Below are 13,501 nucleotides of genomic sequence, written 5' to 3' on the forward strand. Positions count from 1 at the left end.
TCTGCAAGCAATCTCAATTGCATGAGCGACAGCCAGAAACTTACAGGCATACGATCTACATACAACTTCCTACGATAAATTCATAAACTTAAATTCAGCCATATCCTAATAATTTAGAAAAATCCCACAAAAATAGAGAGCTGGATTAGTCATAAGAACCTTCCCACAGAATTAGAAATATCTTCGCCATTGCTACCACCCCTCTAAAAAAAGATCATTTCCGGCAAATTAATTCGCCAGCGAAGTTCCTGCTGCATTTCTCTCCATGCCGCCCAGAAGAACTCATCGAGCCTGAACTCGCCAATCTCCCTCTTCCACTCAAGTAAATCTGATAACCACCTGACAACTGACACGACATCGGATTAGTCATTATGAGAACTCTTAATATTTCCATGGAGTACTCCCGAGCAACACCGCAATACGTCGTTTCACGTTTCACCTTAAAACCATCTAATTCAGGAAACTGAGAATGAAGAAAGTAGATCGCGAAGAACTGACCAAGTCCGAACTCGCAGGCGGCTGCTGCAAGGCCAAGAAGAAGCCTGCCCCGTGCCCGGCTCCGGTACCGCCTAGTGGTGGTAATACCGGCGGTACAAACGTCGTCCGGTAAGCCGGTGCTCAACCGGGGGCAATAGCGCATTGACGAGGTTGATTTCGATCAGCCTCCGATGCCAATCCCGGTAACTCTGGCTACATGGCGCTGCCCAGCCCCCATCGGGCAGCGCTTTCAATTTCAGTGGCCATGAGCGAGCTGCAGCGGCGGCATTCTCTTGGCCCCGCATCCTCCGCCCTATTCAGCAAGGTCAAACATTGAGTATCCAAGCAGAAAAGCTGCCGCGCTTCTCCGATGTGCCTTGGCGCTGGATAGCCTATTTCACTTCCACTGCAGTGGCATTGGGCATCACCTTCGCCTTCTTTCAGGAAATAGAACTGAAACGCGATGTGCCCTGCGAAGTCATCTCTCCCTCGGAGGTCAAGGTCAAGGGCGTTGCCGGCCTGGTGACCTCCGTCCAGGTTCTCTCCGGCGAACGAGTCCAGCAAGGGCAACCCCTGTTCCAGCTCGCTCGTGACTTCAGTCTGTCGAGTGACGGGATACCCCGCCCCAAGTTCGACGAACAGCTGCGCGACGAACAGCTCGCTTCCGCCAGGGCCCAGCATGACGGGCGGCTCGCCGGCCTCATGGCGCGCCTGCAGGCCAGCGAGCGCAGCGGCGCCGCCCGTGAACTGGAACTCAGTGCACTGGGCCAGCAGCAGGTACAGGCCCGGCGTATCGCAGCCGACGCCCTGCGTACCCTTCAGCGGCTGGAAGGCATGGCCAGCTACATAACCGCCGACCGCCTCGAACAGGCACGCCTCCAAGCCAATCAGGGCGCGGCCGAAGTCGCCCAGGGCGAGGTGCGCCGCCAATCGCTGCTGAGTGAAATCGAGTCTCTGCGGGGTACTCAAAAGGAACTGGAGGTCCAGCAGCGCGAACTGGCGGCACAACTTGCGCGCGAGCAGCAGGACATCAACCTGCGTTACGAGGCGGCTCGACAGAACTCCACCATCTTCGCGCCGCACGCGGGTCTGGTGACCTTCTCGAGCCTCGTCGTCGGCCAAACGCTGGAAGCCGAGGACGTCGCCCTGGTCATCGACACCGAAGCCGGCACCCCACTGGTAGCAGCGCTGGATATTCCCTCGCGACAACGCGGCTTCATCAAACCGGGACAATCTGTTCGCCTCAAGCTGGACGCATTTCCCTATGCCCGCTTCGGCGCCGTGCAGGCCCGTATCGACTCGATCTCCGACACAGCAATGAACAGAACCGAGAGCACCGCGGGCCCGACAGCCGCTGCCGGCAAAGCCACCGAGATCAATAACTACATGGCCTGGGCCAGCCTTTCCGACACGACCTTCGGACCGGCAGGCGAGCCGCTGCGCATCCTTCCCGGCATGCGCGGCACCGCCAGCGTGGTCATCGAGCGCAGAACCATCGCCGAATGGGTGCTGGAACCGCTATTCCAGATGATCCGGGGTTGATCGTGCGGGTCATCTATCAGAATGAAGTAGCCGACTGCGGCTATGCCTGCCTTGCCATGGTGCTGACGCATTTGGGACGCGCCACCGAGGTACGGGAAATCACCGCACACCGCGCCCTCTCCTCCCATGGCCTGACCCTGATGGACCTGTACGACGTGGCCACCGACTTCGGGCTCGCCGTCCAGGCCTTCCAGTTCGACGCCAGTGATCTCGCCAACATCAAGGCGGGTTCCATCCTGCACTTCGGTGGAGCCCACTTCGTGGTCTTCGAGAAGTACCGGCGTGGCCACGTGGTCGTCATCGACCCCGCCTCGGGACGGCGCCGGATGGGCCTGGCGATGTTTCTGGCAAACGTCTCCGGCTATCTGCTCGAATGTTCACCCACTCCGGAACTGCCACGCATCCGCCACCGATCGAAGGTGCCCGGCGCCCTGGCCCGGGTGCGCGCCCTGAATCCGCAGTTGCGCGGCCAGATCGCCAAGCTGATGTTCGTCGCCATTGGCAGCCAGTTCGCCATCCTGGCCATGCCCTACTTCGGCAACCTGGTCCTTGACCACGTGGTGACCAGCGACAACCGGAACCTGCTGCACATTCTCGCGATCACCTTCGCGAGCATCTTTGCCATCAGCGCTTTCAGCCGTTTCGTTCAGAGCTACCTGACCGCCCTGGCCAACACCCTGGTCAGCGTCAACGTGACCCAGGGCCTGGTGGGACAGTTGCTGCGCAATGCCATTTCCTACTTCGAGAAGCGCAACGTCGGCGACCTGTTCGCTCGCCTGAAATCCCAGGAGGAAATCAACGACTATACGGTGCGCACCAGCATCACCCTGCGCATCGATATCGTCGTGGCCCTCCTGGCAATTGCACTGATGCTGATGCAAAGCGTCCTGCTGGCCAGCAGCGCGCTTGCGATCTTTGCCCTGTACCTGGGTACCGCGTTCGCCCTGTACGTGCCGATGCGCGATGCGCACATGCTGGTACTGGAGCGCTCGGCCCAATGTGACGACACGCTGATCGAGACGATTCGGGGTGCCTCGCTGATCAAACTGGCCTGTGGCGAAACCCGTCGCACGGCGATTTTCATGGCGAAATTCCGCGCCCACGCCGCAGCGGCGTTGCACAGCGCCAAGTTGACCGCCTGCCGCGATGCCGTGCTGAAACTGGTGGAGTACGCCGATGTCATCGTCATTACCTGGCTGGCGGCCGGCCTGATGCTCGATGGCAAGATCTCCGTGGGTGTCTTCTACTCCTTCATGATCTACAAGTCCCTGGCCTCCGAACGTCTCGCCCAGTCCATCAATGCGTTGTTCGGTCGCTTCATGCTGAGCGTGCCGGTGCAACGTGTCGCCGACATCGTGGAGCATGAGCCGGAGCGCTATACGCAGCCCGAGCAGATCGGCAGGACGACCGAACTCAGGCGCTTCGACTCGATCCAGGTGCGCGACCTGAGCTTCAGCTACGGCATTTCCGACCGCAATGTCCTGTCAGGCGTGTCGCTGGACATAAACCGTGGCGACAAGATCGTCGTGGTCGGCCCATCGGGCGTGGGCAAATCGACGCTGTTCAAGTTGCTGTGCGCCGCCGAACCGGTGCAACTCGGCGAGATACGGCTGAATGGCGTGAGCTTCACCAACCTGGCCGTGGACGAAGTGCGGCAGCACATGACCCAGATGCGCCAGGGCGATCTGATCCTCAACGGCAGCATCGCCGACAACATTTCCCTGTTCAGCGCCAACCCCGATCACAATCGCATCAACCAGTTGCTCAAGGATGTCGGCCTGCTGAACGACGTCATGCAATTGCCCATGCGCACCCAGACCGTCATCAGCGACTCGATCGCGAACATCTCCGCCGGCCAGCGCCAGCGACTGCTGCTGGCGCGAGCGCTGTACCAGGATGCAGAGCTTCTGCTGCTGGACGAGCCGACCTCCAACCTCGATCCGGTCTCGGTTGCCGGGATCGCCAGCCTGCTTCAGCAACTGGACCGCACACTCATCGTCATCACCCACGACCTTTCGCTGGCGTCCCGCTTCGAGCGCAGCTACCTGCTGATCGACGGCAAGCTCATACGACGCACCGAGCATGAAGGCTCATCCGCATGAGCTTCGGGAAATCCCTGGCACTTCTCGGAATGAGCCTTGCCCTCATCGTCCAGACGGCCTGGTCCGGAGAGCTGTTGTCTGTCGTCAACGATGCACTGGCCCATGATGCCGAGCTTTCCGCAGCCAACTCCGAGGTCGCGATCGGCCGCGAGGAAGTCCCCCTGGCGAGGGCGGCCCTCCTGCCAAGGCTCGACGGCGGCTGGGGGCGAACCTACAACCAGATCAAGACCGAAAACCAGCCGACAGCCAAGTACTGGCAGAACGGCTGGATGGTGACGCTGACCCAACCGGTCTTCGACTGGCAACTCTGGGTGGGGCTGCGGCAGGCGAGCATCGCCAGCGCCAAGGCAGAACTCGAATATGCCAGCGCCTGGCAGGCGCTGGTGCTGCGCTCCGCGAATGAATACCTGGATCTGCTGGCGGCGTCGCAGGAACTGTCTCGGGCCAACGATTACCTGCGTGCCGTCACCGAACAGCATACGTTGACCGAACACCTGCGCGCCGGCGGTGAAGCGACAGTCATCGATGTACAGGAAGCGCTATCGCGCCTGAGCGAAGCGCAGTTGCGCCAACAGGAAGCCATGCGCACGCTGGACTCCCGTCGCCGAGCCCTGGAAGCTTTGACCGGACGCGATGTCCCGCCACCCGCCCCCGCCTACACGGAGCGCACCCGCCCCTGGCTGAAGTCCAGAAGCCTGCAACAGTGGGTCCACCAAGCCGAGACGCGCAGCTACCCGGTACAGCTGGGCCAGCTCGCAGTACGCAACGCCGGCGAAGACGCCGAGAAGGCAAGAGCCCAGCGCTATCCGGTCGTCAGTCTTAGCGCCAGCCACTCCCCGTCCGGCGCGGCCGCCGGATATTCCGATCCGACCACCACCAACAGCGCCATGCTGACCATATCCGCCCCACTATTCACCGGTGGCGCCAATCGGGCCCGCATCCGTCAGAGCCTGGCCAGCGAAGAAAAGGCCCGGAACACACTGTTGGCGGCGACTCGAAAGTCAGCCGCGGACACCCGCGAGTGGTTCCAGCGCCTTGATTGGGCGCAGGAGCGAAGCAATACGCTACGGGAAATCGTTCGTCTCAACGAATCGTCCCTGCAAGCGACCCGCATGGGATACCGGGCCGGCAGCCGCTCCAATCTGGATGTACTGCGCGCCCAGGAATTGCTGTTCACCAGCCGTGGCGAACAGGTAAAGGCCCAATTTGAAGCCTTGTCGGCCTTCCTCGCACTCAAGGCCGAAGTTGCGTCGCTGAGCCTGGGGGATATTCAGCTCCTCGATGCCTGGCTGAGTTCCGATGCCAGCGAAAACTGACTTGGCCGGTCTGCGCTGGCGCGACCGCCTCCTCCTGAGACTCCCCGCTTCGTGGATCGAACGCGCGGGCTTGCTTTCCTGGGGACTCAAAAGCCTGTTCAGCGCAACCACCCGCTGGAATGGCCGACTGCGCTACGAGTGGGGAAGCGATAGAGTCTCACTCGACCCTGGCGATGCCTGGCGCACCATGGCCAGCGAAGAGATCGAGCACCTGATCGACCGACGTATGCATCTGGGCAGGCTCTACGGAATTGGCAATCACTGGCCGGAACTGGAATCGACAGCGCAGGAACTGGCCTCAGTCATCGCCAGAATTCATCGGGACAGTCCGGGCCGGCCGGTCATTGTTTCGCCGTTCCACTATGTGTCCGAGTACGCCAACATTTATGTCGTCGATGCGCTGCGCGCGGCACTGAACCTGACGGAGCTTGCCGTCGTATCCGGTAGCCCTCGGGAAGGCTACGGCCACCAGGAAGACGTCCTGATTCCCGGCCTGCGCATACTGCATACCCTCGATGAGAACAACCGGTCTGCCCTCGGGTTACGCCTGCTTCGCGCGCTGAAACAGGCCGGCGCTGCCGTGCTGTTCAGCGATGTGCCGCCCCACATGATGCAGCGCTTCCCCATGGAAACCGTCGAAGTCTCGATGCTGGGCCGCCCCGCACGCATTCACCGCGGGGTATTCAGCATCGGCGGTCACGTCGATGCGGTACTGCTGTGCTTTCACCTCACCTTCAAGCAGGGGCGATTCGGCCACCGGAGCTTCGCTCCCATCGAACTGCGTTCGCACGACGCCCCTCAGCAGGTTGCGAACTACATCGAGCAGGCATACCAGACCGCCTATCCGAACTGGATCCTTGCCGATCACCCTTCCCGCTATGGCTTCGCCCCTGTCAAGTAAGCCCGACTCAAGGCAACACGCCCCCTATGCGCTCCCGCGCAAGGCCAACGAACAGGACTACAGCCGGTTCCACGACATGCGCCCATGTCCATTCCCCTATCTCCGCGGGAACAAGAAATTTCCTAATAGGCAGGATTTTTTCTCGGACAGACCCGACACGGACAAGCCGGTCAAACTCTTGAGGCCTATTCACCTCGGCGTTCTTCCCACGCTACCGAGTTTCCCAAGCCTGCATCAGTCGAGGCGGCATCAGCCCAGCCAAGTTCATGCGCATCGGCCGTCACGCTGTTTACCCTTAAGGAGCACCATCATGACAACAAGGAACATCAAAGGCCGCAGAGCAATTCGTAGCGTCCGGGTCGCCGCGATCGGCACTATGCTCGTGGCATTGTCAGGTAGCTGGAGCCTCGAATCCCACGCTGCAGTGACCTGCACCTTCAATGGTCCTGCTTCCGAGAGTTTTACCTTTCCGGGCCCCATTTCCGTGCCCCGTGACAATGCCACGCCTGTTCCCTTGACCAGTTGGGTGATCGGGCAAGCCCAAACGAATATCTACACCTGCACTATAAGCAACAGTGAGGATGGAGGAGGGATCGGAATTAAGTTCCCAACTCAAGAACAAGCGGGTACTTATTCGGAAGGTGGCATTGCCTACAAGGTCTTCAAGACTGGCTTGGACGGCGTTGGAGTCATTTATGGATTCCGCATTTATTCGGCAGGTAATAACTGCGACAAGAATGGATTCATCAATGGTTGGAACCCATATGCCACCGGCTCAGGTACCGTTTCATACAGTGATCGGTACTGCGGAGATCTATCGCCTGAGGGCAGCACTTACAATTTCGGTGCTCAATTACAGTTCCGACTGATCAAGACGGGAAAAATCGCTGCCGGTAATACTCCCCTCCTGACTCTCACTTACACGGCACAGGGAACCAATAGGGTTTATTCCACCGCGGTCGGCAGCAAGAGCTACATCATCAATCCCGTGAACTTCCAGACGCTGGCCTGCACCGCCGAAGGAGGGGACGTCATGCTGGACGACGTGCACAAGGGCGCATTCGCCTCGGCCATCACCCTCAAGACCAAACCCTTCCAGTTCACCTTGCGGAACTGCCCGGCCGGGATGAATACCATCCAGTATCAACTCGACCCGATCGGCAGCATCATCAGCGCCACCAACGGCACCTTCCAGAACGCCTCAGGCGCCGACATGGCCCAGGGCGTTGGGTTGCGCATCACCGACGAGTCCAATACCTCGCCAATCCGCTTCGGCGACTCCAGTTACGTGGTGCAGAACTATGACCCGAGCGCGGGAAACCAGACACTTCCCATCAAAATGAACGTTTCCTACTACCGCACCGGCACGGCCGAACAAGTCACTGGCGGCCTGGTCAGGGGCATCGCGCAGTTGACCCTGTTCTATCTGTGATCCTCGCTGCTTTACCACAGGGAAGAGGCATCTCTGATCTCTGAATGCCCGTTCATGGCAGAACAGCCCTCTCTGATTTCGGCGACGACTTCCCGCGGCGGCATACCGTCCTACAAGCCAGGGTTAGCGGTGGACAAGCTACGCTGCACGAATCGCCCGGATACGGGATAATCCCGCCACCCTGGACGTGCATCACCCGGCGTTGCCGGCGTCCTTGCTGACGTACAAGCGCAAGGTGCACTGACAATGCCCCGGACTCGCGCCCCAGGACACCACGGATCGAGGCCCGGCCAACCGCCGAGCCGCCCCTGACGAGAGAAAGACAGATGAAATACCTCACCCCCGAACAAATGGCCAAACCGCGCAAGCGCCGCCTGCAGAAGAAGCTGCGTCTGGGCGAGTTCCAGGAGTTCGGTTTCAGCCTTGAAGTGAACTACAGCGGCGACCTGGATGATGTGCTCGACCAGTGGATCTCCTTCGTTGAATCCGAGGGCTGGGTCTTCGTCGGTGGCGCCACTGAAGAGGGCGAGTTCACCGGCTACCTGTGCCTGAACGCTGTCGGCAGCCTGACCGAAGCCGACCGCGAAACCACCCGCCTGTGGCTGGAAAAGCAGTCCTGGGCCAAGTCCTTCGAACTGGGCGAACTGAGCGACTGCTGGCACGGACTGTTCGAGTAAGCGTCGCGCCAGGGATGGCGCGGGCGGGCCTCCCCAGCCCACCCGCGCCCACCTTGATCCCTCAGATCACCACCTGCCCCTCGACTTCCTGCAGCTTGCGCCGCGCCAGCGCCAGGTTGGCCTTCACCTTGTCCAGCACGTAGTACATGAACACGCCCTCGTGTTTCACCATCGGGCGGATGATGTGGTACTGCTTGCCAAGGGTGATCAGGATGTCCTCGATCACGTCATTGAGCGCCAAAGACTTCATGGTCTTGAGCTTGGCGCGCACCACCTCGGTATTGCCCGCCGCCGCCAGTTCCAGGTCCACCCCGCTGCCCGCCTGCCCCAGCAGCATGCCACTCTTGGCGTCCACCACCGCCGAAGCCAGGGCCCCATCGAGATTCAGCAGTTCGTCCAATGATTGTTGCAGTGCAGCCATAGTGATTGCTCCTTGAGTGCGCGTCATGTTGTAGAGCCCCTCGGCCGCGCATGCCGAAAGGCGGTTCGTATCAACTCGCCAATGAGAGGTCCGAAAGCCGCATGGCCGTGCGCTTGGCCTGGTAGAGCACCTGGCCGAGCATCTCTTCGCGGTCAGCCACCAGGTTGAGGATCATCGGGTAGCGCGGGTGCGGAATGTCGACGATGACGATGTAGCCTTCGCTCGCCTCGACGATCACGTTCTGGTGCGGCCCCACCTCGCTTTCCTGGCCGACCATCGCCCCCAGGGCGGAGATCGAGCAGGCCATGGCCGCCAGCTTGGAGACCTCCATCCCATTGGCGGCGCGGGAAGCCACTTCGAAGCCATCCGTGGTGGCAATTACCACGGCATTCAGCCGTCCCAGACTGGCGGTGAGCTCGTCCAGTGCCTGATCGGCAACCAGGCGCAACTGCTCCGGCAAATTCATCAATACGCTTTCCATGGTCACTCCCTCAGGCCACCGTGCATTCCAGTTGCAGCAACAGCAAATCGAGCAACATGCGCACCTGCCCCGCCTCGCGGACGTCCACTTCCACCACTGGGCAGGGATGACCGGCCTGCGCCAGGAGCGCTGCGTAGTCATCCAGCCCAGGACTGGGATGCCCGACCAGGCGGCCCACTCCGACCACGCAGGCGGTAGTGCCGATACAATCGGCGAAACCTTTGAGATAGACGCGCAAGTCGCCCAGCGGATCGGGCCGAGAGTTGTCGATCAGGATCACCAGCCCCAACGCGCCACGGGCAAGAATGCTCCACATGAAGGCGAAGCGTGCCTGGCCCGGCGTGCCGTACAAACGCAGGCGCTCGTCCGGGCCCAGCGCCACCTCGCCGTAGTCCAGGCCGACCGTGGTGTGTGATTTGTCCAGGCTCGGGTCGTTGTTCTGCACATCGGTGCTGATCGGCTCGATGTCGCTGATGGCAGCAATGGCGGTGGTCTTGCCGGCTCCCATGGTGCCGGTGAAGAGAATCTTGTACTCCTTCATCGGCTGGCCTCCCCGGAGCCACCCAGACCCAGGTGCCGACGAATCCGCGCCAGCAGCCCCAGGGGGGCGGTAGCAGGCTTGCTGGCAGGCGGCGATGGGCTTTCGCTGCGCAACAGTACCCCTTGTTCGGCCATCAGGCGGATGAATACTTCGGCCACGCCTCTCGCGACTCCGGAGCGCTCGCACAGCTCCTCCAGGTTCATGCTCCGCGCGCACAGCAAGGTCGCCAGGCGAACATAACGGACATCGCTCTGGAGCACCGCAGCGGCAGGCCATTGCTTGAGTCGCAAGGCCTCGCCGCCGACCTCCGCCGGCCGGTGTGCAATGGCACGGGCGGCGCGCTCCAGGCACTCGAACACCTCGCTGGCACGCAGGGGCCAGTGCACCCACAACGCTTCGCCAACGACGGTGCGAAACTGGACCCGTGACTCGCGCTCATCGCTCTCGATCAGCAGGTCGGCCTGACCGCCCTCGACGTGCAACCAGCTTGCCAGCGTGCGGCCGCTGAGCAGGCCGACGATGGACTTGAAGACCACCTGATCACGCAATGCCATACGGGCGAACCCGTAGGTGTATTGAATTGGCTGATTCATCGGCGGCGCACTCCCTGAGGCCTACAGCACCATCAACCCAGCACAACACTGAACAGGGCACCGGGACGTGGGGAGTTTGCCGAGCGCACGGCTCGCAGAAGGCACGGACGAACGTCCGGCCAGCTTGGCAACCCCGCGGTCATGGCTCTTTCGAGCTTTAGATCGGTGGCTTTGCGTCCCTGGCTTTCGCACAGGTTTGCCCTGGTCAATTGGTTCTCAGCGTAGTACGCATGTCCCAATCGCCAAGCCCAAAAAACGTGATACCCATCACACTAATTTCGGAAATATCTCTAACTTGATTTCTTGACGGATGAAGAAAATCCATGAGTCAGAAGTGGTCCGGCACAGGCACGGCCACGAGGGTTACGCTAGGCTTTCCCTCAGCACACCCTACCGGCACGGGTGCACTCGATTCCCAAAACAGGCCGGAAGCTCACTGCCTCCAAGGACGCCATGCTAGAGCGCCAGCGCCTCCAGAACATTCTCAGTCTGGGCCTGCCGATCATCGGCGGAATGCTCAGCCAGAGCCTGCTCAACCTGGTGGATGCCGCGATGGTCGGTCATCTGGGCGAAAAGTCCCTGGCCGGCGTCGGCATCGGTAGCTACGCCAATTTCGTCGCGATCTCCCTGGTGATGGGCCTCGGCGCCGGCGTGCAGGCGCTGGTGGCGCGGCGCCGAGGTGAAGGTCGCACCGACGAGCAGGCGGCGCCACTCAATTGCGGCCTGCTGGTGGCGCTGGGGCTGTCGCTGCCGATCACCCTGATCTGCCTGCTGTTCGCCGAACCCATCGTTCGCGCCCTGTCCAACGATCCCGACGTGCTGACGGTCGGCATCCCCTATTTCGAGTGGCGCGCGCTGTCGGTGCTCGCGGTGGGGCTGAACTTCTCCTTCCGCGGCTACTGGAACGGCACGCGCCGCTCAGGCATGTACATGCGCACGCTGGTGGTGATGCACCTGGCCAACGCGGCGATCAGCTACAGCCTGATCCACGGTCTGTTCGGCCTGCCACGCATGGGCGCCATGGGTAGCGGGCTGGGCACCACCCTGGCGCTCTACCTGGGCTCATCGATCTACGCCTGGATCACCTGGCGCGACGCCCACTCCCAAGGCTTCCGCCCACGTCTGCCGAGCGAGCGCGACATCCGCGTGATGCTACGTCTGTCACTGCCCAACTCGCTGCAGCAGTTCTTCTTCGCCGCCGGCATCACCCTACTGTTCTGGATCATCGCCCAGGTCGGCACCCGCGAGCTGGCGGTGGCCCACGTGCTGATCAACCTGGCGCTGTTCCTGATCCTCCCCGGTATCGGGCTGGGCATGGCCGCCACCACCCTGGTCAGCCAGAGCATGGGCGAACGCGACTTCGACAGCGCCCACCGCTGGGGCTGGGACGTGGTGAAGGTCGCCGCCTGCGGCTTGGCGCTGCTCGGCTCGCCATTCTGGCTGTTCCCCGAAGCCATCCTGCGGCTGTTCGTCAGCGACCCCGCGCTGATCGAGCTGGGCCGCCTGCCGCTGACCCTGACCGGGCTGGGTATGGTGATCGACGCCACCGCGCTGGTGCTCACCCAGGCCCTGCTCGGCGCCGGCGCCACCCGCACGGTGATGGCAGTCAGCCTGGGCAACCAGTGGCTGTTCTTCCTGCCGCTGGCCTATCTGGTAGGCCCGGTCCTCGGCGGCGGCCTGCTGGCGATCTGGAGCATGCAAATTCTCCAACGCGGGCTGGCTTCGGTGATCTTCGCGATGATGTGGCAGAAGCGCGAATGGACCCAGATCGAACTCTAGCGGCTATTTTTCCAGGAGCAGGTTTCCTGGAGCCAGGCTCTGAGATAGGAGGTGCGAACGATGGACGATCAACAGAACAAGCCGCCAAGCTTCTGGCAGATGCTGCACAGCGTGCTGGCCGCCGCCTTCGGCGTGCAGAGCGGGAAGAATCGCGCGCGCGATTTCACCCAGGGCAAACCCAGCCATTTCATCGCCATGGGCATCCTGTTCACGCTGATCTTCGTATTGCTGCTCTATGCCTTGGTGCAGGTGGTGCTGCATTTCGCCGGGGTCTAGGAAGGCAGGCTGAAAAAGGCAAGGCACCAGGCGGGCCGCAGCGCGACCCGCCGGCACCGCTGTCACTGATGGCTGACCCAGTACACCGCCGTGGCAACCACCAGCAGGATCAGGACGAACGCGGCACGCGCATCGACGACGCTGTCGCTGGTCTTGTTGGACGACTCTTCGCTCATGCTTCCCCCATGTTCTCGTTATTGGCTGAAGGACCACACCCGAGAGTTAAGACCAGCTCCGCCCTCCCCTCAAGCGACCGCCCCTTTCCGCGATGCCGCCAAAGCCGTTAGGCTGCGGCTTCGACAAGAACAAGCGAAAAGAAACAAAGGAAGGGCCATGCACCTGGATTCACTGCAAGACACCGTTGCGCCGGAAGGCGTCTGCTACGGCTGCGGGGGCAGCAACCCGCACGGGCTGCACATCAAGAGCCACTGGCACGAGGACGGTATCCACGTCGTCGCCGAGCACCTGCCCGAAGCCAAGTACTGCGGCTGGCCGGAGCTGGTCTACGGTGGTCTGATCGCCATGCTGGTGGACTGCCACTCCAACTGGACCGCCATGGCCTACCACTACCGCGCCGAAGGCCGCGAGCCGGGCAGCCTGCCGCGCATCGACTGCGTCACCGGGAACCTGGGCATCAAGTACATCAAGCCGACGCCCATGGGCGTACCGCTGACGCTCAGGGCCCACGTCGAGGGCGAGGTCGGACGCAAGAGCCGGGTCATCTGCGAGGTCTACGCCGGCGACGTGCTGACCTGCGTCGGCGACTCGATCTTCGTGCGGGTCGACACTGCGCAACTGCGTGACGCCGCCCACGGCCGCGAGGCCTGAACCACGCTTGCTGCGCCGGTGAAATACACCGGCGCATCACGGCCCCCCGCTCCCTGCCCGAGGCACCAGTCCGCCTATCTTTCAGGCCCGGCGCGGCATAGATCCAAAAGTTCTCGCCATATACTCAAACATCAC

General features: G+C 61.8%; 13 protein-coding genes and 1 riboswitch. Of the genes, 9 read left to right on the forward strand and 4 right to left on the reverse strand.

What is annotated here, in order from left to right; translation table 11 throughout:
• The first annotated feature begins 810 nt into the window (after positions 1-810).
• From O6P39_RS16485 to O6P39_RS16510, 6 genes are all read left to right on the forward strand, one after another.
• Positions 811-2,019: an HlyD family efflux transporter periplasmic adaptor subunit gene (locus O6P39_RS16485; protein WP_275607573.1), complete on the forward strand. Its 1,209-nt coding sequence runs from the start codon at positions 811-813 to the stop codon at positions 2,017-2,019.
• A gap of 2 nt (positions 2,020-2,021) precedes the next feature.
• Positions 2,022-4,121: a peptidase domain-containing ABC transporter gene (locus tag O6P39_RS16490; protein WP_275607574.1), complete on the forward strand. Its 2,100-nt coding sequence runs from the start codon at positions 2,022-2,024 to the stop codon at positions 4,119-4,121.
• Entirely contained in the window at positions 4,118-5,437 is a 1,320-nt protein-coding gene (locus O6P39_RS16495) for a TolC family outer membrane protein (protein WP_275607575.1), read from the forward strand. The genes O6P39_RS16490 and O6P39_RS16495 overlap by 4 nt, the downstream gene beginning before the upstream one ends.
• Before the next feature lies 1 nt (position 5,438).
• Entirely contained in the window at positions 5,439-6,338 is a 900-nt protein-coding gene (locus O6P39_RS16500) for a hypothetical protein (protein WP_275607576.1), read from the forward strand.
• A gap of 310 nt (positions 6,339-6,648) precedes the next feature.
• Positions 6,649-7,770: a fimbrial protein gene (locus tag O6P39_RS16505; protein WP_275607577.1), complete on the forward strand. Its 1,122-nt coding sequence runs from the start codon at positions 6,649-6,651 to the stop codon at positions 7,768-7,770.
• Between the two features lie 326 nt (positions 7,771-8,096).
• Complete coding sequence (locus tag O6P39_RS16510) at positions 8,097-8,447, forward strand: 50S ribosome-binding protein YggL (protein ID WP_275607578.1); 351 nt, start codon at positions 8,097-8,099, stop codon at positions 8,445-8,447.
• A gap of 61 nt (positions 8,448-8,508) precedes the next feature.
• On the opposite strand, the gene O6P39_RS16515 is transcribed toward O6P39_RS16510, so the two are convergent.
• The 4 genes from O6P39_RS16515 to O6P39_RS16530 form a co-directional block, all read right to left on the reverse strand.
• A complete protein-coding gene (locus O6P39_RS16515; RefSeq protein ID WP_275607579.1) occupies positions 8,509-8,868 on the reverse strand; it encodes a hypothetical protein in 360 nt (119 codons plus the stop codon).
• A 70-nt stretch (positions 8,869-8,938) separates the two neighbouring features.
• Positions 8,939-9,349, reverse strand: a complete 411-nt coding sequence (locus O6P39_RS16520) for a hypothetical protein (RefSeq protein ID WP_275607580.1) — start codon at positions 9,347-9,349, stop codon at positions 8,939-8,941.
• A 10-nt stretch (positions 9,350-9,359) separates the two neighbouring features.
• The gene (locus O6P39_RS16525; RefSeq protein ID WP_275607581.1) at positions 9,360-9,890 is read right to left on the reverse strand and encodes an ATP/GTP-binding protein; all 531 of its coding nucleotides are present in this window, start codon (positions 9,888-9,890) and stop codon (positions 9,360-9,362) included.
• A complete protein-coding gene (locus tag O6P39_RS16530; protein WP_275607582.1) occupies positions 9,887-10,483 on the reverse strand; it encodes a hypothetical protein in 597 nt (198 codons plus the stop codon). Before O6P39_RS16530 ends, O6P39_RS16525 begins: the two co-directional genes overlap by 4 nt.
• 123 nt (positions 10,484-10,606) lie before the next feature.
• Positions 10,607-10,694: riboswitch (cyclic di-GMP riboswitch) on the reverse strand.
• 242 nt (positions 10,695-10,936) lie between these two features.
• Between O6P39_RS16530 and O6P39_RS16535 the strand changes: the two genes are divergently transcribed.
• The 3 genes from O6P39_RS16535 to O6P39_RS16545 all read left to right on the forward strand — a co-directional run bounded on the left by O6P39_RS16535 (position 10,937) and on the right by O6P39_RS16545 (position 13,366).
• Positions 10,937-12,262 (forward strand): MATE family efflux transporter, encoded by a 1,326-nt coding sequence (locus O6P39_RS16535; protein ID WP_275607583.1) that lies wholly within the window; start codon positions 10,937-10,939, stop codon positions 12,260-12,262.
• 60 nt (positions 12,263-12,322) lie between these two features.
• Positions 12,323-12,538 (forward strand): DUF2970 domain-containing protein, encoded by a 216-nt coding sequence (locus O6P39_RS16540; RefSeq protein ID WP_275607584.1) that lies wholly within the window; start codon positions 12,323-12,325, stop codon positions 12,536-12,538.
• A gap of 333 nt (positions 12,539-12,871) precedes the next feature.
• Complete coding sequence (locus O6P39_RS16545; protein ID WP_275607585.1) at positions 12,872-13,366, forward strand: PaaI family thioesterase; 495 nt, start codon at positions 12,872-12,874, stop codon at positions 13,364-13,366.
• Positions 13,367-13,501: the final 135 nt, after the last annotated feature.

Origin of the sequence: Pseudomonas sp. PSE14, from assembly GCF_029203285.1 — a bacterium.
GTDB lineage: Bacteria > Pseudomonadota > Gammaproteobacteria > Pseudomonadales > Pseudomonadaceae > Pseudomonas.